Genomic DNA, 21746 nt, shown 5'->3' with positions numbered 1-21746 from the left:
CACTCCGCGATCTGCGGAAAATTAAACCCGGAAAGCCATTGCGCGTCCTTTCCGGGGACCGCAGATTCGCGCTTCGAACGTAACGGGCCGGGTTTTACTGGTCAAGGACTTCCCAAGTCGGTACGGTTTTCCGCAGGTTTCTCACTGCGGTTTCCCACAGGGCCGCACCTGCGGTTTTCCGTATGTCGAACCTGCGGAAAGCAACGATCACCACGACGGTTTACCTCGTATCCACCCCCATGTCGGCGGACCTAGATTTCTTCCCGTCGAGATCCGACCGGCTTCCTGGGCCGGGCCTGCAGCAACGGAAGGAAGCAAGGTGCGAAAGAAACCGGCAACGGTACGGATTGCGCGATGGAGTGCCACTCATCCGTGGTCCGCCATCGGTCTGTGGGTCGTGTTCGTCGCCGCGTGCCTCTTCCTGGGCGGAGCGGCCGGCACGAACGCGATCAGCGACGAGGAGTCGGGGGTCCGCGAGTCGGGCCGCGCCGGCAAGATCGTGCACTCCGGCGACTTCCCCGAGAAGGCCGAGGAGAACGTACTGATCACCGCCGCGGACGGCGGGAGGCTCGACCCGGCGGACGGCCGGGCCGCCGCGGCGGACGTCGTCAAGCGGATGAAGGCGCTGTCCGGGGTGGAGAGCGTGGGCGAGCCGGTCGCCTCGCCGAACGGCAGGGCGCTGCTGGTCCCGGTGACCATGAAGGGCGACACGGAGAACGCCGACCAGCGGGTCCAGCCGCTGCTCGACGTCAGCGCCGCCGTCCAGGACGCCCACGAGGGCCTGCGGGTCGACGAGGTGGGCACCGGATCGACGGCCAAGGGGCTGTCGGAGACGCTCGGCGAGGACTTCAAGAAGGCCGAGCTCATCAGCCTGCCGCTGACCCTGCTGATCCTGCTCGTCGTCTTCGGCACGGTCATCGCCGCGGGCGTCCCCGTGGTCCTCGCGCTGTCCTGCGTCGGCGCGGCCATCGGACTGTCCACGCTCGCCTCCCACGTGCTGCCCGAGACCAGCGCGGTGAGCAACGTCATCCTGCTCATGGGCATGGCCGTGGGCGTGGACTACTCGCTCTTCTACCTCAAGCGCGAACGTGAGGAACGGCGCGCGGGCAAGTCCCACGTCGACGCGATCGAGATCGCCGCGGAGACCTCCGGGCACACCGTCGTGGTCTCCGGCACCACCGTGATCGTGGCGATGGCCGGCCTCTACCTGGCCAACGAGGCGACCTTCGCCTCCCTGGCCACCGGCTCCATCATCGTCGTGGCGGTCGCCGTGCTGGCCTCGCTGACCGTGCTGCCCGCCCTGCTCGCCAAGCTGGGCCGCTGGGTCGACAAGCCGAAGGTGCCCTTCCTGTGGCGGCTGACCATGCGCTCCGGCGAGTCACGGGTGTGGCCCGCGCTGCTGCGCCCCGCGCTGTCCAAGCCGCTCATCACGCTCGTGGTGTCCGTGGGCGCGCTGCTCCTGCTGGCCGCTCCGGCCCTCGACATGAAGCTCAAGCAGCCGGGCTCCGACGACCTGTCCCGGGACATCCCCGTCGTCCAGGCGATGGACCGGCTGACCGGCGCCTTCCCCAGCAAGGGCACCGTGCACCAGGTCGCCGTCCGGGCGCCCGCCGGGGAGGCCGAGGAGGTGCAACGAGCGCTGAAGGGCCTGCTCGAACGCACGGCGGACGACAAGCTGTTCGCGCACGACGCGACCCCGACGATCAAGGAGTCGGCGGACCGCCGGGTCCACACCGTCGACGTGGGCACGCCGTACGCGCCCAAGAGCGACGGGGCCCGTGAGTCCCTGGACCTGCTGCGCCAGTGGGTGCCGCAGGCCATGGCCGACGTGCCGGACGCCGAGAGCGCGGTCGGCGGCAAGGTGGCCCAGGGTGTGGACTTCACCGGTCACCTGGAGGAGCGGATGCCCTGGGTGGTGGGCTTCGTCCTGCTGCTGACCTTCGTCACCATGGTGCTGATCTTCCGGTCGCTGGCCGTGGCCGTCTCCGCGATCCTGCTGAACCTGCTCTCCGCGGCCGCCGCGTTCGGTGTGCTGGTGGCCGTCTTCCAGCACACCTGGGCCGAGGGCGTCCTCGACTTCCACAGCTCGGGGGCGGTCGTCTCCTGGCTGCCGCTCTTCCTGTTCGTGGTGCTGTTCGGCCTGTCGATGGACTACCACGTCTTCGTGGTCAGCCGGATCCGTGAGGCCGCCGCCGAGGGCGCCTCGACGAAGGACGCCGTCCGCGAGGGCATCACCCGCTCGGCGGGCGTGGTGACCAGCGCCGCGATCGTCATGGTCGGGGTGTTCGCGATCTTCGGCACGCTGAGCATGGTCGAGTTCAAGCAGCTCGGCGTGGGCCTCGCGGCGGCCATCCTGCTGGACGCCGTCATCATCCGGATCTACGTCCTGCCGGCGCTGATGACCGCGCTCGGCAAGTGGAACTGGTGGCCCGGCAAGGTCTCCGGAGACCGCCGCGGCCCCTCGGCCCCGCTCCCGGACCAGGCCGAGCCCGCGCGCCACCGCGCCGAGGAGCAGCCGCAGTACGCGGGGTTCACCGCGCCGCAGCAGTACCGGCAGGACGCCCCGCAGCAGCAGTACGACCAGGGCGCCTACCAGCAGCCGTACCAGCAGGGCACGCACCCGCAGCCGTACCCGCGGGGCGGTGGCCAGCACCGCCGCGACCCCTCGCGACCTGACTACCGCCAGCCGTAGCTCCAGGTCCCTCAGCCGAGGAGGGAGGGTCTTACGTCACCCCCGGACGAAGACCCTCCCTCCTCTTCCCTGTTCTCCCCTGTCCCCTGTCCCCTGCCCCTCTGCCCCCCTGTCCAACAGACCTGAACGGGAGTCAGCATGCGGATCGCACACAGACCGGTACGCCGATCGCGCCTCGCTCGGTACGCGGCGGGAGCCCTGCTCCTGGCGCTGGTGGCCGCCCCCGCCCCGGCGGCACAGGCACAACCGCAGGCACAGCCTCAGGCACAACCGCGGACACAGCCGCAGGCCGCCGCCGGATGGCAGGCCGTGCCGCCCCCGACGACCGCCGGACTCAGCTCCTACGTGCCCTTCGACGCCTCGTCGGCCGTGGCGCGCAGCAGCGTGCAGACGAGCTTCACCTGCCTGCCCTGCGAGTACGAGCACACGCTGTGGACCCGGCAGGCCGGCACCTGGCGCGGCCTGCCGCTGCCCCCGAACGACGCCTCCACCGACGTCCTCACCGGCACCGCCCCCGACGACGTGTGGGCCCTCGGGCGCAGCGTGCGGGGCCACTTCGACCAGTACCACTGGAACGGTTCCTCGTGGACCGACCGGAGCATCCCCGACTTCGAGGTGCTGGCGGCCCGGTCGGTCGCCCGTGGCGAGGTCTGGGCGGTCGGCAACTACCGCGAGGGCGTCGGGGACACCCGGGGCGCGGTCGCCCGCTGGAACGGCTCGGCGTGGACGCTGACGAAGCTGGGGACACCGGGCCACTGGACCAACCTGAAGGCCGTGCACGTCGGCTCCGCGAACGACGTCTGGGCCGTCGGCTCGACCGGCGACGACACCTCACGCCCCTACGCGGCGCACTACGACGGCACGTCGTGGCGCGAGGTGGCGCTGCCCCCGGTGTCGTCCGGGCTGTCGGCGAGCGCCAACGCGGTGGTCGCGCGCGGCGGCGAGGTGTGGATCGGCGGCATCGACCGCAACATCTGGTCCGACGACGGAACCGGCGCGCCCCGGGCGTTCGCGCTGCGCCGGGAGGGCACGTCCTGGCGGGTGACGTATGTGCCGGTGCTCGCCCCGACGGGCGACGAGGACACGGACCGGCTGTCCGTGCAGGCCCTCGCTCACCACGACGGAACGCTCTGGGCGGGCCTGTACGCGGACCGCGCCAAGGACCAGGGGCTGGCCCGCTGGAACGGCTCCGCGTGGGAGCCGGTCGCGGCCCCCGGAACCACCCGGGGCTCGGAGGTGACGGCGCTGTACCCCACCGCGGACGGCACCCTGTGGGCGAACGGCCTGGTCCACCCCCGCGCCTACCTGAAGGGCTACGCGGCCTCCCTGGCCCCCGGCGCCCGCTGAACGGTGAGAGGCCCGGCGCCTGCGGGCGCCGGGCCTCTCACCTCACCGCGCACCGCGGCCGGTCAGTGCAGGGGGTCGGTGAGGAACTCCACCAGCACCTTGTTCACCGCGGCGGGGTCCTCCAGGTAGCCGTAGTGTCCGCAGCCCTCCAGGAGTTCGTAGCGGGCGCCCGGGATGGCGTCGGCGACCTCCCGGCCCAGCCGGGGCGGGGTGATCAGGTCGTCGGCGAAGGCGATGACCTGGCAGGGGACGCGGATGTCCCGGTAGGCGGCGAGCCGGTCCGCCAGCCTGCTGACCTCCATCTGGGCCCGCTGTCCGGGACCGGGCACGGAGCTCAGCTCGAACAGGTCGAGCCAGTCGGCCATCGCCGTGTCGTCGTCCAGGGTCCGCGGGGACAGCGACTTCAGGGCCCGCAGGACGGCCGCGTACCGGTCCGGGAGCCGGACGCCGGAGTCGTGCAGGTCGATCTCCGCCTGGGTGAGCGCCGCGCGCAGGAAGTCGGTGCGGCCGCGGGTCGCCATGAGGACGGCCCGGCCGACCAGCTCGGGCCGGGCCAGCGCCAGCTCCTGGGCGACGAACGCGCCCATGGAGGTGCCGACGACGGCACACGGCCCGAGGTCCAGCCGTTCGATGAGACCGGCCACGTCCTGGACCATGTCCTCAAGAGTGAACCCCTCGGGGCACTCCGAGGACGGGGGGATCCCACGGTTGTCGAAGGTGATCACCCGGAGTCCGGCGGCGGTGAGCGCGGGCACCTGATGCAGCTGCCACACGGTACGGCCGCCGCCGGTGCCCTGGATCATCACCACCGGGTCGCCGGTGCCGGCCTCCTCGTAACTGAGCCGAATCCCGTTCACGGGAATGACCGGCATGGTGGCTCTCCCCTCTCGTGGTGCTCGGATCAGGCGGTGCCGTCCATGGCGTCGACGAGGCTCTTGGGACGCATGTCGGTCCAGTGCGTGTTGACGTACTCGAGCGCCGCGTCGCGGGTGGTCTCCCCGAGGGCGGTCCGCCAGCCGGCGGGCACCTCGACGAACGCCGGCCACAGCGAGTGCTGCCCCTCGTCGTTGACGACGACCAGGTAGGTGCCCTCGGGGTCCTCGAAGGGATTGCTGCTCATTCGATCGCTCCTTCTCAGCGTGCTTCGGTTCTCTTGAATGACTACCGACGGGTGAATTACTGCCGACGGGGATGTCGTTTCACAGACGGTCCGCGAGGAATTGGCCGATCCGGGCCAGGTGACGGGCATCCGTCATCAGATTTCCGTGCGTCGAGTCTATGGCGCACACATCGAGTGATCCACCCGTGAAGGGTTGCCACAAGTTGACATTCAGCCGGTCCTTCCGGTCGGCCTCCGATTTCCGTTCCGCGGAGACGAAAACGACGTCCCCGTCGAAGAATTCGGGCCTGAACCGGCGCATGAGCCGGACGTTGTTCACGTAGACGTCCTTGAGCGCGAGCATGTCCCGGGCCTCCAGCTGCGCCAGCGCCTGGTCCCCGGACTGCAGGAACTCCCGAAAGCGTCGCAGCACCCCTTCCTGGTCTGCTATGAGCTCGGCCATGTCGAACTCGAAGCCCATGGCCTGGAGATTGTGCGCGACCACCTCGTGCTCGACCGGTTCCGAGGTGTCCGCGTTCTGTCCCGGCGGATAGGCGTCGAGCAGGGCGAGCAGGGAGACCTCCTCCCCCGCGGCGCGCAGCCGGGTGGCCAGGGCGTGCGCGGCGAGACCGCCGAAGGACCAGCCGGCCAGCCGGTAGGGGCCGGACGGCTGCACGGAGCGGATCCGCGCGAGATAGTCCTCGGTCATCTCCGCCATGGACGACGGCAGCGGGCCGCCGCCGTCCAGACCGCGGGCCTGGACGCCGTAGACCGGCACCTCGGGGCCGAGATGGCGGACGAGTCCGGCGTAGCACCAGCTGAACCCGCCGCCCGGGTGCAGACAGAACAGGGGGGCTTCCGTGCCGCGCGCCCGCAGCGGGAGCAGGCCGTCCGAGGAACGGCCGGCGGCGGTGCCGGCGGTGCCGGTCAGGACCGCGGCAAGGCCCTCCGGCGTGGGGGCGTCGAAGACCGTGCGGACCGGGAGGTCCTGGTCGAACTCCTCGCGCAGGCGGGCCACCAGGCGGGCGGCCAGGAAGGAGTGCCCGCCGAGTTCGAAGAAGTCGTCGTCCGCGCCCGCCCGTTCGACGCCGAGCACCTCGGCGAACAGCGCGCACACGGTGTGCTCCGCGGGCGTCCTCGGCGGCCTGGCCTCGCGTCCCGCGGCGTACTCGGGCGCGGGCAGCGCGGACCTGTCCAGCTTCCCGTTGGGGGTCAGCGGGAGCCGGTCGAGGGTGACGAACGCGGCCGGGACCATGTGGCCGGGCAGCCGTCCGGCGAGGTGCTCGCGCAGCCCGGCCGGCCCGGGGCCCTCCGGGTGCGCGGCCACGACGTACCCGACCAGACGCCGGTCCCCCGGGCGGTCCTCGCGGACGACGACCGCGGCCCGGGCCACGTCCGGGTGGGCGGTCAGGGCGGCCTCGATCTCGCCCGGCTCCACGCGGAAGCCGCGGATCTTGACCTGCGCGTCGGCGCGCCCCAGGTAGACCAGCAGCCCGTCGGTGGTCCGGCGGGCGAGGTCGCCGGTGCGGTACATACGGGCGCCGCGCGGCCCGTGCGGGTCGGCGACGAACCGTTCCGCGGTGCGGTCGGCGCGGCCGAGGTAACCGCGGGCGAGCGCGTCCCCGGCGATGTACAGCTCGCCCGGGACGCCGGTGGGCACCGGGTTCAGCCACGCGTCCAGCAGCCGTACCGCGGTGTTGTCGACGGGTCGGCCGATCGGCGGGGCCGAGGGCCCCCACGCGGCGGTGTCCGCGGGCAGCCGATGGGCCGTCACCACATGGGTCTCGGCGGGACCGTAGTGGTTGTGCAGCCTGAGGCCGGGGCGGGCGGCGCAGAAGGCGCGCATGGCGCCGTGCGGGGTCAGCGCCTCGCCGGCCTGCACCAGGTCGGTGAGGTCGGGCAGGTCGAGCCGGGCGGCGGTGGCCGCCTCGCAGACCGCGTCGATGACGAGGTTGGGCGCGTACAGCTCCTGGATCCGCCGCTCCCCCAGCCAGCGGGCCAGCCGGTGCGGGTCGCGCCTGATCTCCTCGGGGCAGACCACCAGCGTCTTGCCCGCCAGCAGCGCGGACAGGATCTCCTGCACGGAGACGTCGAAGCTCACCGCGGTGAACTGCGCGACCCGGGTGCCCGGACCGCCGGGCAGCGTGCGCTCGTGCCAGTCGAGGAGGTTGGCCAGCGCCCGGACCGGCATCGTGATGCCCTTGGGGCGGCCGGTGGAACCGGAGGTGTAGATCACGTACGCGGGGTGCGCCGGGTCGAGGGGCGCGGTCCGTTCCGCGTCGGTCGGGTCGGTCGCCGGGAGGGACGCGAGCCGTGCGGCGACGGCGGGGTCGTCCACCACGACCGGCGGCCCGGCGGGCGGCCGGGGCAGGGCGCCGACGAGGTCCCGGGTGGTCAGGACGACGGCCGGGCGGGCGTCGTCCAGCATGTACGCGATGCGCTCGGCCGGGTACTCGGGGTCGACGGGCAGATAGCCGGCGCCGGCCTTCAAGGCCGCCAGGCACGCGGTGACCAGGTCGGCCGACCGGTGCATGGCCACCGCGACCAGGCTCTCCGGGCCCACGCCCCGCTCGGCGAGCAGCCGGGCCAGCCGGTTGGCGCGGGCGTCCGCCTCGGCGTAGGTCAGGGTGGCCTCGGGTGTCTCCACGGCCACGGCGTGCGGGGCGCGGGCGACCGCCGCGGCGAACCGGTCGGGCAGCCGGGCGGCGTCCGTCTCCCGCGTGGGGCCGTGGGCGGCGGCCAGGACGCGGGCGCGCTCCTGGTCGTCCATGAGGGGGACGTCCCCGATGGCGCGCTCCGGTGCGGCGGTGACCGCCTCCAGCAGGAGCAGCAGCCGGGCGACGAGCGCCTCGGCGGTGTCCTGGTCGAACAGGTCGGCGGCGAACTCCAGCCCCGCGCCCAGGCCCGCGGGCCGCCCGTCGGCGTCGTGCCGCTCCGCGAAGGAGAACAGCAGGTCGAACTTGGCGGTGCCGGTGTCGGCGGGCAGGGCCTGGGCGGTCAGTCCGGGCAGCCGGAGTCCGTCGGCGGGCCGCCGGTCGGTGTTGTTGAAGGTGAGCATGGTCTGGAAGACCGGGTGGCGGGCGGGCGAGCGCCTGGGGTTGAGCACCTCCACGAGCCGCTCGAAAGGCACGTCCTGGTGGGCGTAGGCCGCCAGGTCCGTCTCGCGGACCCGGGCGACCAGCTCACGGAAGGCGGGGTTGCCGGAGGTGTCGGTGCGCAGCACCAGGGTGTTGACGAAGAATCCGACGAGGTCGTCCAGGGCCTCGTCCGTGCGTCCGGCCACGGGGGTGCCCAGCGGGATGTCCTCGCCGGCGCCGAGCCGGGTGAGCAGGGCTGCGACGGCGGCCTGGACCACCATGAAGGGGCTGGCCTGGCAGGCGCGGGCGACGGCGGTGATCCGCTCGTGCAGCGGCTTCGGCACCTCGTACAGCACGCGCCCGCCGCGCCCTCCGGCGGCGGCCGGACGCGGCCGGTCGGCGGGCAGCGGAAGCTCTTCCGGCAGCCCGGCCAAGGCCTGTTTCCAGTAGCCGAGCTGCCGGGCCGCCGGGCTGTCCGGGTCGTCCTCGGACCCCAGCGCGTCCCGCTGCCACAGGGTGTAGTCGGGGTACTGGACGGGCAGGTCGGGCCAGTCGGGGGCGCGGCCGTCCAGGCGTGCCGTGTACGCGGTGGTGAGGTCACGGGCGAGCAGGGGCACCGACCAGCCGTCGCCCGCGATGTGGTGGACCAGCAGGAGCAGCACCCGGTCCCGTTCCCCCGTCTCGAACAGCCAGGCGCGCAGGGGGAGTTCGTTCTCCAGGTCGAAGGAGTACGCCGCCGCGTCCGCGATCCGGCGCTCCAGCCGCCCGGGCTCCACCGCCGCCACGACGGTCAGCTCGGGCCGCGCCTCGCGGGCGTCCCGCACGACCTGCCGGGGGCCCTCCGCGTCCTCGGCGAAGACCGTGCGCAGCGTCTCGTGGCGGCCGGCGAGATCGGCGAGCGCCTCCCGCAGCGCCGACCGGTCCAGATCGCCGGTCAGCCGCAGCGCGAAGGGGATGTTGTACGTCGGGCTCGGCCCCTCGAAGCGGTGCAGGAACCACAGTCTGCGCTGGGCGTGGGAGGCGGGGATCCGCTCGGGGCGCGGCTCGGCGGGCCGCAGCGCGGGACGGGCCGTGTCCGCGGTGTCCAGGGCGCGGGAGAGCGCCGCCACGGTGGGCGCCTCGAAGAGCCGCCGTACGGTCAGTTCGGCGCCGAGGACCGAACGGATCCGGCCCACCAGCCGGGTGGCGAGCAGCGAGTGGCCGCCGAGTGCGAAGAAGTCGTCGTCGATGCCGACCCGTTCGACGCCGAGGAGTTCGGCGAACAGCCCGCACAGGATGTCCTCCCGCGGGGTGCGCGGGGCCCGGCCCGCGTCGGCGGCGGGCGCGGTGTCGGGCACGGGCAGGGCCCGGCGGTCGACCTTGCCGTTGCCGGTGAGCGGCAGCGCGTCGAGGGCGACGAAGGCCGACGGGACCATGTAGTCGGGCAGTTCGGCGGCGAGGTGGGCGCGCAGCGCGGCCGGTGTCGGGGCGGCGCCGTCCTCCGCGACGAAGTGGGCCACCAGCCGTTTGTCGCCGGGGCGCGGCTCCGCCTGGGTGACGACGGCCTGGGCGACCTGCGGGTGGCGGCCCAGCACCGACTCGATCTCGCCGAGTTCGATGCGGAAGCCGCGGATCTTGACCTGCTCGTCGGCCCGCCCCAGGTAGGCGAGGGTGCCGTCCGGGGTCCAGCGGACGAGGTCGCCGGTGCGGTACATACGGGCGCCGGCCGGGCCGTGGGGGTCGGCGACGAACCGTTCGGCGGTCAACCCCGGACGCCGCCAGTAGCCGCGGGCCAGTCCCGCTCCCGCGATGTACAGCTCGCCCGCGACCCCTCGGGCCACCGGCCGCAGCGCGGAGTCGAGGACGAGCAGGCGGGTGCCGTCCAGGGGCGTGCCGATGGGGACCGTCTCCGGAACCGGCGCGGTCGCGGGGATCCGGTGACGGACCGCGAAGGTGGTCGTCTCGGTGGGGCCGTACCCGTCGACGACGACCGTCCCGGGGCAGGCCTCCCGAACGCGGCGGACCGCGGCGGCCGGCACGACGTCGCCGCCCGTCCACACCTCCCGTACGCCCGCGAGGTGGTGGGGTGCCTCGTCCGCGAGGAGCTGGAAGAGCCCGGAGGTGAGCCAGAGCGCGGTCACCTCGAACTCGCCGAGCAGCTTGCCGAGGGTGTCCGCGTCCAGGTCCCCCGGCGGGGCGACGACGGCGGTGCCGCCGGACAGCAGCGGCACCCACAGCTCGTAGGTGGAGGCGTCGAAGGCGTGCGGCGAGTGGACCAGCACCCGGGTGTGGGCGCCCCCGGCGAAGGACCGGTCCCGGGCCAGCGCGACCACGTCCCGGTGGGTGACGGCGACCCCCTTGGGCGTCCCGGTCGATCCGGAAGTGTGCATGACGTAGGCGAGCCGGTCGGCGGGCACAGGCCCGGCGGGCAGGTCCGCGCCGGGCGGCACCGGCGCGTCCGGGTGCGCGCCGCCGTCGTCGGCCCGTACGACGGTCAGGCCCGCCTCGGCGCCACGCCCCGCGTGTTCGGCGTCGGCGAGGACGACCGAGACGCCCGCCAGGCCGGCGACCCGGCGCAGCCGGTCCAGCGGGTCGCCCTGCCGCAGCGGCACATAGGCACCGCCCGCCTTGAGGACGGCGAGGACCGACACGACGAGGTGCTCGGAGCGGTCCATGAGCAGTCCCACCGGGGTCTCGGCCGCCACCCCGAGCGCGACGAGCCGCCGGGCCAGCGCGTCGGAGCGGGCGTCGAGTTCGGCGTACTGAAGGACGGTCGTGCCGCAGCGGACGGCCGGGGCGTGCGGGGTGCGCGCCACCTGGGCGCGGAACGCCCCGGGCAGGCTCTCCTCGACGGGTGCGGTGTCCGTGCCGCGGCCCAGGGCCAGGACGGTGTCCCGCTCCTCGTCGGTGAGCAGCCCGAGCCGGCCGACCAGGCGTCCGGGGTCGGCGGCCACGGACCGCAGGACGCGCACCAGCCGGTCCAGGACGGCACCGGCCAGGTCCGGCGGGATCAGGTCGGGCTGGTGGTCCAGGCGCAGCCGCAGGCCGTCCCGGCCGACGGCGACCAGGGCCAGCGGGTAGTGCGTGGCGTCCCGGTTGCGGGTGCCGGTGACGGTCACCCCGCGGAAGCCGCCCGGCTCGTCCCGCTCGGCGCCGATGTCGACCGGGTAGTTCTCGAACACCATGGTGGTGTCGAAGAGTTCGCCGGCCCCCGCGAGACGCTGGACCTCGGCGAGCCCGAGCTGCTGGTGGGCCTGGAGCCGGGTCTGCTCGTCCTGGACGCGGCGCACCGCGTCCACGAACGCCTCGTCGGGCCGCAGCCGCATCCGCACGGGCAGGGTGTTGATGAACAGTCCCACCATGGTCTCGATCCCGGCGATCTCCGGCGGCCGGCCGGAGACCGTCGTACCGAACACCACGTCGTCGCGTCCGGTGAGTCCGCCCAGCACCACCGCCCAGGCGCCCTGCACCAGGGAGTTGAGGGTGAGGGACCGCTCGCGGGCCAGCGCGACGAGCGCCGCGTGGTCGGCGGCGTCCAGCGCGGTCTCCAGCCGGCCGGGCACGACCGGGGTCCGCTCGGCGTCCTTCGGGGCGACCAGGGTCGGGCCGTCGAGTCCGGCGAGCGCCTCCCGCCAGGCGGCGACGGCGGTGTCCCGGTCCTGCGCGGCGAGCCACTGGAGGTAGTCCCTGAAGGGCCGCACCCGGGGCAGCGCGCTGTCGTCGCCCTTCGTCCGGTACAGCGCGAGGAGTTCGCGCACCAGCATCGGACGCGACCAGCCGTCGAGCAGGATGTGGTGGTTGGTCAGCACGAACCGGTACCGGCGGGCGCCCAGCCGCATCAGGGTGAACCGCATCAGCGGGGGCCGGCCCAGGTCGAAGCGGCGCAGCCGGTCCTCCTCCAGCAGCCGGTCCGCGGTGGCGGTGCGCTCCGGCTCGGGCAGGTGCGAGAGGTCCGTCTCCTGCCAGTCCAGCTCGACCTGGTGCGGGATCAGCTGGACGGGCCGCTTGAGGCCCTGGTAGCGGAAGGCCGCGCGCAGGTTGGCGTGGCGCCGCAGCAGGGTCCGGCAGGCGGCGCCCAGCGCGGCCGTGTCCAGGTCGCCCTCCAGGTCGATGGCCTGCTGCACCAGGTAGACGTCGGGCGCCTGCTCGTCGTACACGCTGTGGAAGAGCAGGCCTTCCTGGAGCGGTGCCAGGGGCAGGATGTCCTGAAGTCCGGACTGCTTCACCATCAGGAGTTCCTCCACTCGTCTTCCAGCAGGTCGATCTCGCTCTGGTCCAGCAGGCTCAGCGACACGTCCGAGACGGTCAGCCCGCCCGCTTCGGGGTCCTCCGCGTGCTCCGCGAGCGCCTCCAGCGCCCGGAACCACAGCTCGGCCAGCTCCCGCACCTCGCTCTCGTCGAGGATCCCGTCGGCCCAGGACCAGGTGGCCGCCAGCTCGGGGCCGCGCGGGCCGTCGTTGGTACGGGCGTTGAGCTCCAGCGGGTGGGCGAGCGCCACCCTGGGGTCGGTGCCGCCGACCCCGGCCGCGGTGGCCAGCACCGTCCAGTCGGGGACGGCCGCGCTGCCGGCGTTCTCCACCCCGGCGGTGGTGAACCGGCCCAGGTAGTTGAAGGCGACCTGCGGGGTGGGCAGTCCGTCGAACATCTCCGCGGTCCGCGGGTTCAGATGCCGGACGAGGCCGTAGCCGATGCCCTTGTCGGGCACCTCCCGCAACTGCTCCTTGATCTGCTTGACGACGGCACCGGCGGCCGGGCCGCCCGCGAACGCGTCGGACACGTCGACGCCGGAGGCGTCCAGCCGTACGGGATGCAGGCTGGTGAACCAGCCGACCGTCCGGGACAGGTCCGCCCGGCCGACGAGTTCCTCCTCCCGTCCGTGCCCCTCCAGGTCCAGCAGCACCCCGGCACCGCGGGCGCCGCCGCGGCGGGCCCAGGCGAGGGCGAACGCCGCCAGCAGGACGTCGTTGACCTCGGCCCGGAACGCGGACGGCACCCGGGTCAGCACCCGTTCGGTCACCGCCGCGGGCAGGGTCAGGGTGAGGTGGCGGGCCGAGGCGTAGCTGTCGCGGGACGTGTCCAGCGGCCGCCGCCCGAGCAGCGGGTCGCCGGGCCGCAGCACCGAACGCCACCAGTCGGCCTCCGCTGCGCGCGCGGGCTCGGCCGCCACCTCGGTCAGCCGCCGCGCCCAGCGCCGCAACGAGGTGCCCACCGGCTGGAGTTCGGCCGGCCGGCCCGCGGCCACGGCCCGGTGGGCCTCGGCGAGGTCCGGGACGAGGATCCGCCAGGACACCCCGTCGACCACCAGGTGGTGGACGATCAGCAGGAGCAGGCCGGGTTCCCTCTCGCCCCGGTCGAACCACACCGCCTGCACGAGCCGTCCCGCGGCGAGGTCCAGGCGCTCGCGGGCGGCGGCCGTCTCGGCCCGTACCAGGTCCTGCCTGGCCCGCTCGTCGAGCCCGGCCGCGTCCACGCGGCGCAGGATCGCGCCCGCGTCGACGGCGCCCGGCGCGCGGATCTCCAGCCGCTGGTCCGGAGCGGCCGTGAGCCGGGCGCGCAGCGCGTCGTGATGGTCCAGGACGGCCCGCAGCGCGGCCGTGAGGTCCTCGTGGCGCAGGGCGGCGGGCACCTGGACCAGCCGGGACTGGTTGAACTGGTCGGCGGGGCCGCCGCGTTCGAGGAACCAGCGCATGATCGGGGTCAGCGGCATGTCGCCGATGCCCGCACCCGGCTCCTCCACCGCCTCCCCGCCGGCCTCGGTGACGACCTCGGCCAGCGCGGCCACGGTCCGCTGCTCGAACACGTCGCGCACCGACAGCTCCAGACCGGCCCGGCGCGCCCTGCTGACCAGCTGGATCGACATGATGCTGTCGCCGCCCAGGTCGAAGAAGCCGTCGTCGACGCCGACCTCGGCCAGGCCGAGGACGTCCGCGAACAGCCCGCACAGCACCTTCTCCCGCTCGGTGCGCGGTCCGCGGCGGCCGACGTCGGAGCCGTGGTCGGGGGCGGGCAGGGCCCGCCGGTCCAGCTTGCCGTTCAGGGTGAGCGGCAGCGCGTCCAGGGGCACGACGGCCGACGGGACCATGTACTCGGGCAGGGTGGCCGCCACATGGGCGCGCAGCGCGTCCGGGTCGGCGGTACCGCCGGCGGCCGCGACGACGTAGGCCACGAGCCGCTTGTCGCCCGGCCGGTCCTCCCGCAGCACCACCGCGGCCTGGCTCACCTCGGGCCGGCCCGCGAGGACCGCCTCCACCTCGCCCGGCTCGATCCGGAAGCCCCGCAGCTTGACCTGGTCGTCGACCCGGCCGAGGAACTCCAGACGGCCGTCGGACAGCCACCGTACGACGTCACCGGTCCGGTACATGCGCTCGCCGGCGCCCGCGAACGGGTCGGCCACGAAGCGCTGCGCGGTCAGCTCCGCCCGGCCCAGATAGCCGCGGGCCACACCGGCGCCCGCGATGTACAGCTCGCCGGGCACGCCCACGGGCACCGGCCGCAGCCGCTCGTCGAGGGCGTACACCCGGGTGTTCCACAGGGGCCGGCCGATCGGTACGACCGCGTCGGGCACCTCCTCCGGGTCCCGCAGCGGGTTCACGGTGGAGAACACCGTGGTCTCCGTCGGCCCGTACTCGTTGGCCACGACCGTGCCGGGGCAGGCACGGAGGACCCGGCGGACGGCGGTCGGCGAGACCACGTCACCGCCGGCCCAGATCTCGCGCACCCCGCGGAAGCACTCGGGCCGCTCCTCGGCGAGCACCCGGAACAGACCGGCGCTCACGAACAGCCCGGTGACCCGGTGCTCGGAGATGACGGCGGCCAGGTCGGCCGCGTCCAGCCGCCCGGCCGGCGCGGCCACGACGGTGCCGCCGGTCAGCAGCGGCGTCCAGATCTCGAACGTGGAGGCGTCGAAGGCGTACGGCGAGTGCATCAGCACCCGCTCGTGCCGGCCCTCGCGCCAGTAGCGGTCCGCCGCCAGATGGACCACGTTGTGGTGGGTGTTGGCGACGCCCTTGGGGGTGCCGGTGGAGCCCGAGGTGTACATCACGTACACCAGCTGCCCGGCGTCCGTCGGCACCTCGGGGTCGCTGTCCGGGTCGCCGTCCGCCTCGCCGGACAGGTCCATGTCCGGGCTCACCCGCAGCACCGGGGCGTCCACGGCGAAGGGCACCGCTTCCGGCTCACGGTCGGTGAGCAGGGCCACGGCACCGGTGTCCCGCAGGATGAACTCGGAGCGGGACGCGGGCTGCTGCGGGTCGATCGGCACGTACGCGCCGCCCGCCTTGAGCACGGCCAGCGTGGAGACCACCAGGCCGGCGGAGCGCTCCTGGAGGATGGCGACCCGGCTCTCCCGGCCCACGCCGTGCCGCAGCAGCCGGTGCGCCAGCCGGTTGGCCCGCGCGTTCAGTTCGCCGTAGGTGAGCCGCTCCTCGCCCGCGACGACGGCGAGGGCGTCCGGGTCGGCGGCGGCCCGCTCCTGGACCAGGACGTGCACCGGCGTGCGGTCCCGGTGGTCGACCGCGGTGTCGTTCCAGTCGACCAGCATCCGCCGCCGCTCGTCCGCGTCGAGGATCTCCGTCTCGCCCACGCGCCGCCGCGGATCCTCGGCGAGGGCGGTCAGGACGCGGACGTAGCGGTCGGCGATGCTCCGCGCGGTGGCGCGGTCGAACAGGTCGGTGCTGTAGTCGAGCGCACAGCTCAGACCGGCCGCGCGCGAGGGCCCGGCGGGACGCTCGGCGAGTTCGAAGGAGAGGTCGAACTTCGCCGCCGGAGCCCCCAGGGGCCGCCCGCCGACCGTGAGCCCGTCCAACTCGGCGCGGTTCTCGGCCCGGCCCGCGTTGTCGAAGCTCAGCATGGTCTGGAAGAGGGGGTGCCGGGACAGCGAACGCTCCGGGTTGACCGCCTCCACCAGCCGCTCGAACGGCAGGTCCTGATGCGCGTATGCCGCCAGGCTCTCGGCCCGGACCCGGTCGATGACCTCGCCGTACGTCGGGTCGCCCGAGGTGTCCGTGCGCAGCACCAGCGTGTTCACGAAGAACCCGACCAGCTCGTCCAGCGCGTCGTCCGTACGCCCCGCGATCGGCGTGCCCAACGGGATGTCCGTCCCCGCGCCCAGCCGCGTCAGCAGCGCCGCCAACCCGGCCTGGAGCACCATGAAGAGGCTGGCCCCGTGGTCGCGGCCGACCCGCACGAGCCGCTCGTACACCTCCTGCGGCAGGTCGAAGTCGACCCGGTCGCCCCGGTACGAGGCCACCGCCGGCCTAGGCCGGTCGAACGGCAGCGACAGCTCCTCCGGAAGGCCGTCCAACGCCTGCTTCCAGTACGCCAGTTGGCGCCCGGCCTCGCTCGCCGGGTCGTCCTCGGCGCCGAGCACCGCACGCTGCCACAGGCTGTAGTCCGCGTACTGCACCGGCAACGGCGACCACTCCGGCGCCGCACCCGCGACCCGGGCCGCGTACGCCGCCGTCAGGTCGCGGATCAGGATGCCCCGCGACCAGGCGTCACTGGCGATGTGATGGGTGAGCAGCAGCAGGGCCCTGCGGTCGGTGTCCCCCTCGACCTCGAACAGCGAGGCCCTCAGGGGGACTTCGGAACCGAGGTCGAAGACATACCCGGCGGCCCGCCGCATCCGCCCGTCGAACTCCTCGTCCGACGCGAGGCTCTCCACGGTCAGCGGCACCCGGGCCTGGTCCGGGCTCAGCACCACCTGGTGGGCGGTGCCCGCACCGTCCTCGGCGACGACCGTGCGCAGGCTCTCGTGCCGGACGGCCACGTCGTTCAGGGCCCGGTGAAGGGCCTCCTTGTCGAGCGGTCCCGTCAGGTCCAGCGAGATCGGCACGTTGTACGCGTCGCTCGGCCCCTCCAGGTGCTGCAGGAACCACAACCGCTGCTGCGCGTGCGAGAGCGGCACACGAGCCGGCCGCACCGCGGGCACCACCCGGCCGCGCACGGCGGCCGACGTGTCGAGGGCGGCGGCGAGCCGCGCGACCGTGGACGCCTCGAAGAGCTGCCGGACGGCCAGCTCCGCACCCAGCACGGTACGGACACGGCTGACCAGCTTGGTGGCGAGCAGGGAGTGCCCGCCCAGCGCGAAGAAGTCGTCGTCGATCGTCACACTGTCCAGGCCGAGGACCTCGGCGAACAGCGTGCACAGGACTTCTTCCCGAGGGCTGCGAGGAGCCCGGCCGCCGCCTGCCCCCGGCCCATAGTCGGGAGCGGGCAGGGCCCGGCGGTCCAGCTTCCCGTTCGGGGTGAGCGGGAAGGCGTCCAGGGTCACGAACGCCGACGGCACCATGTAGTCCGGCAACGCGGCTGACGTGTGCTCGCGCAGCGCGGACACGGTCGGCTGCCGGTGCCCGGCGCTCGGGACGAGATAGGCGACGAGGCGTTTGTCGCCGGGGCGGTCTTCGCGTACCAGGACGGCTGCCTGGGTGACCTGCTCATGTCCGGCGAGTACGGCCTCGATCTCGCCCAGTTCGATCCGGAAGCCGCGCAGCTTGACCTGGTCGTCGACCCGGGAGAGGTACTCCAGCTCGCCGTCGGGCGTCCAGCGGGCCAGGTCACCGGTGCGGTACATGCGCGCGCCTGCCGGACCGTACGGGTCGGCGACAAACCGCTCCGAGGTCAGGGAGGGGCGCCCGTGATAGCCGCGCACCACCCCGTCGCCCGCGATGTAGAGCTCGCCCGGCACCCCGGCCGGGACCGGCCGCAGTGTGCCGTCCAGGACGTACACCCGCGTGTTCGCGATCGGGCGGCCGATCCGCGGGCGACCCGCCCGCTCGCCCGTGACCGCCCACAGGGTGGACCAGATGGTGGTCTCGGTCGGGCCGTACAGGTTGGTCACCGACGCGGCCTGCTGCACCAGCGCCTCGGCCAGGTCGGACGGCAAGGCTTCACCCCCGACCAGCACCCGTACCCCGTCCAGTGCGGTCGCGTCCTGCGCCAGCACCGCCCGCCACAGGCTCGGCGTGGCCTGCATGACGGATACGTCCGCGCCGCGCACCAGGGCGCACAGGGCAGCCGGATCGCGCACCACATCCCGCTCGGCCACGACCACCGACGCACCCGACAGCAACGGCACGAACAGCTCCAGACCGGCGATGTCGAAGCCGACCGTCGTGACCGCCAACAACCGCTCGCCCGCCGCGAGTTCGAAGCGGTCGCGCATCGAGACCAGGAAGTTGACCAACGGCGCCTGCGGCACCACCACACCCTTCGGCCGCCCCGTCGACCCCGACGTATAGATCACGTAGGCGGAGCCGTTCAGGTCGTGGTGGCGGGCGCGGGGGCTGTGGTCGGAGTCCGTCCGCAGGGCCAGGTGTGCCTGAAGGTCCGGGGTGTCGAGGAGGACGCTCGGGACGGTCGGCTCGCTCGGCAGGACGGAGGTCAGTTCGGTCGTGGTGAGCAGGAGGACCGGGTCGGCGTCCTGGAGCATGTACGCCAGCCGATCGGCCGGGTACTCGGTGTCCAGCGGCAGATAGGCGGCACCCGCCTTCCACACCGCCAGCAACGCCACCACCAGATCCACCGACCGCGGCAGAGCCACCGCCACGAACCGCTCCGGACCCGCACCCCGCTCGGCCAGCACACCCGCCAACCGCTCGGCCCGCGCATCCAACTCCCGGTAGGTCAAGGTCACTTGACCCGCGACCACGGCCTCCGCATCCGGCACCGAAGCCACCCGCTCCTCGAACAACTCCACCACCGAACGCCCCGGCACCTCACACACCGTGTCGTTCCAGTCGGTGAGGAGGGTGTGGGCCTCGGTCGGGTCCAGCACGTCCGCCTGGTCGACGGGCGCGTCCGGGGCGTCGACCATGGCCTGGAGCAGGCGCAGGTAGCGCAGGCCGAAGGTCTCGACGGTGGTCCGGTCGAAAAGGTCGGTGCTGTATTCGAGCACGCCCTGAAGTCCGGCGCCGTCGGCCGCCTGCTCGGCGAACGCGAAGGAGAGGTCGAACTTGCCCACGCCGGTGTCGGCCGTGGCGCGCGAGACGGTCAGGCCCGGAAGCCGGGTCACGGCGTCGTCCACGGTGGCCGAGTCGGTGTTGTTGAAGGCCAGGAGCACCTGGAAGAGGGGGTGCCGGGCGAGCGAACGCTCCGGGTTGACCGCCTCCACCAGCCGCTCGAACGGCAGGTCCTGGTGTGCGTACGCCGCCAGGTTCCGGTCCCGTACCCGCTCGATGAGCGTGCGCGCCGAGGGCCGGCCCGAGGTGTCCGTACGCAGCACCAGCGTGTTGATGAAGACGCCGATCAGGTCGTCCAGCGCTCCGTCGGTACGGCCCGCGATCGGCGTGCCGATGGGGATGTCCGTGCCGGCGCCCAGCCGGGTCAGCAGTGCGGCAAGACCCGCCTGGAGCACCATGAACGGGCTGGTCCGCGTCTCCCGTGCCAGGGCGACGACCCGCTCGTAGAGCTCCGACGGCACCTCGAAGGGGATGCGGTCGCCGCGATAGGAGGCGATGGAGGGGCGCGGGCGGTCGTACGGCAGCTCCAGCTGGTCGGGGAGCCCGGCCAACGTCTCGGTCCAGTAGGAGAGTTGGCGCGCGATCTCGCTGTCCGGGTCGTCCTCGGCGCCGAGCACGTCACGCTGCCACAGGCTGTAGTCGGCGTACTGCACCGGCAGCGGCGCCCACTCCGGCGCCGCGCCGGTGACCCGGGCCGCGTACGCCGTCGCCAGGTCGCGGGCCAGCGGGGCCCGCGACCACGCGTCACTCACGATGTGGTGGAGAAGCAGCAGCAGGACGTGCTCGTCCTCGCCGACCTCGAACAGCGTTGCCCGCAGCGGGAGTTCGCCGGACTCGGCGGAGAGGTCGAAGCCGCGCCGGGCGGCCTCGCGCAGACGCTCCTCGATCTCCCGCGGACCGGCCTCGACCACGGTCAGCTCCGGCCGGGCCTCGGCCGCGTCCCGGACCACCTGGTACGCGCCCTCGGCATCCTCCGCGAACACCGTCCGCAGACTCTCGTGCCGTGCCACCAGATCCGAGAGCGCCCTCCGCAGCGCTTCCCGGTCCAGCGCGCCCGTGAGCCGCAGGGCCACCGGGATGTTGTACGTGGCGCTCGGTCCCTCGAACCGGTTGAGGAACCACAGCCGCTGCTGCGCGTACGACAACGGAACCCGCGCCGGACGCGGATCCACCGCCGTCACGGTACGGCGGCCCGTCTCCGTCCCTGCCCCCATCGCCGTCGCGAGAGCCGCGATGGTGGGGGTCTCGAAGAGCTGGCGGATGGGGAGTTCGACGGTCAGGACGGTGCGGATGCGGCTGACGAGTTTGGTGGCGAGCAGGGAGTGGCCGCCCAGGGCGAAGAAGTCGTCGTCGATGGTCACGCTGTCCAGGCCGAGGACCTCGGCGAACAGGGTGCACAGGGCTTCTTCCCGGGGGGTGCGGGGGGCTCGGCCCTCGGCACCCCCGTCACTGTCGTGTGCGGGGGCGGGGAGGGCGCGGCGGTCGAGCTTGCCGTTCGGGGTGAGGGGAAGGGCGTCCAGGGGGACGAACGCGGACGGCACCATGTAGGCGGGCAGGTGGGCCGCCGCGTGAGTGTGCAGGTCGTGCAGGTCGTCTGCTTCGCCGCCCACGATGTACGCGGTCAGGCGCTGGTCACCCGGGCGGTCCTCGCGCACGATCACCGCGGCCTGCGTGACGCCGGGGTGGGACATCAACACGGCCTGGATCTCGCCCAGTTCGATCCGGAAGCCACGCACCTTGACCTGGTCATCGACCCGGCCGACATAGACCAGCTGGCCCTCGGCGGTCCAGCGGGCCACGTCCCCGGTGCGATACATCCGCGCCCCGGAGGGGCCGTAGGGGTCGGCGACGAAGCGCTCCGACGTCAGGTCCGGACGGCCGTGATAGCCGCGCGCCAGGACAATGCCGGCCACGTACAGCTCGCCCGCGACGCCTGGGGGGACCGGCCGCAGCCGCTCGTCCAGCACATAGGCGCGGGTGTTCCAGAACGGCCGCCCGATCGGCACCGGACCCGAACCCACCGCATCACCGGGGGCGATCCGGAAGTCGGTGCAGTTGACCGTCGCCTCCGTCGGACCATAGGCATTGATCACGGTCACGTCCGGGTGCTCGGCCCGCCAGTTCGCGAGCGCCTCGCCCAGCAGGGCTTCCCCACCCGTGATCAGCGTCCCCGACGGCGACACCTCCTCCGGCAGCGCCTCCAGCAGCCCCAGGTGAGAGGGGGTGACCTTCATGAACGACGGCCGACCCGCAGCACCGGCATGCTCATCCAGTTCGCTGAGCACCACCCGGCCACCGCTCACCAACGGCGTGTACAGGGCCGTGACGGTCAGGTCGAAGGCCACCGAGGAGTGCAACACCGCCGTCCCCGACGCATCCCCATACACCTCACGCGCCCGCTCCAAATACGCACCGACGGAGGCGTGCTCGACCACCACACCCTTCGGACGGCCCGTCGAGCCCGATGTGTAAATGACGTAGACCGGGTCCCGGGGATCGACCGTCACCTCTTCGAACGGCCCGTCGTTCGCAAGCATCGCCACGTCATCGATGACCAGCACCGGCCGCGCATCGCCGAGAATGTGCGCCACCCG

6 protein-coding genes (1 of these 6 only partly in view) are annotated in these 21746 nt (G+C 73.4%); 2 read left to right on the top strand and 4 right to left on the bottom strand.

What is annotated here, in order from left to right:
* Positions 1–397 precede the first annotated feature (397 nt).
* Together K4B79_RS20145 and K4B79_RS20140 are read left to right on the top strand one after the other, a co-directional pair.
* Positions 398–2692 carry an MMPL family transporter gene (locus K4B79_RS20145; protein ID WP_232028182.1) on the top strand — a complete coding sequence of 765 codons (2295 nt, stop codon included), beginning with the start codon at positions 398–400 and terminating at the stop codon, positions 2690–2692.
* Positions 2693–2830: 138 nt separating this feature from the next.
* A complete protein-coding gene (locus K4B79_RS20140; RefSeq protein WP_232028181.1) occupies positions 2831–4039 on the top strand; it encodes a hypothetical protein in 1209 nt (402 codons plus the stop codon).
* Positions 4040–4101: 62 nt separating this feature from the next.
* Here the strand turns inward: K4B79_RS20140 and K4B79_RS20135 are convergent, their stop codons facing one another.
* From K4B79_RS20135 to K4B79_RS48310, 4 genes are all read right to left on the bottom strand, one after another.
* The gene (locus K4B79_RS20135; RefSeq protein WP_232028180.1) at positions 4102–4911 is read right to left on the bottom strand and encodes an alpha/beta fold hydrolase; all 810 of its coding nucleotides are present in this window, start codon (positions 4909–4911) and stop codon (positions 4102–4104) included.
* 29 nt (positions 4912–4940) lie between these two features.
* Entirely contained in the window at positions 4941–5159 is a 219-nt protein-coding gene (locus K4B79_RS20130; RefSeq protein ID WP_232028179.1) for an MbtH family protein, read from the bottom strand.
* 79 nt (positions 5160–5238) lie between these two features.
* A complete protein-coding gene (locus K4B79_RS20125; RefSeq protein ID WP_232028178.1) occupies positions 5239–12423 on the bottom strand; it encodes an amino acid adenylation domain-containing protein in 7185 nt (2394 codons plus the stop codon).
* Positions 12423–21746 carry the 3' end of a non-ribosomal peptide synthase/polyketide synthase gene (locus K4B79_RS48310; RefSeq protein WP_232028177.1) on the bottom strand. It continues 11121 nt past the right edge of the window, so only the last 9324 of its 20445 coding nucleotides appear in the window; the start codon falls outside the window, past its right edge; its stop codon occupies positions 12423–12425. Before K4B79_RS48310 ends, K4B79_RS20125 begins: the two co-directional genes overlap by 1 nt.

The sequence above is a fragment of the Streptomyces lincolnensis genome, assembly GCF_021173675.1.
Lineage (GTDB): Bacteria > Actinomycetota > Actinomycetes > Streptomycetales > Streptomycetaceae > Streptomyces > Streptomyces lincolnensis_B.
This window is presented reverse-complemented; position numbering and strand designations above follow the sequence as displayed.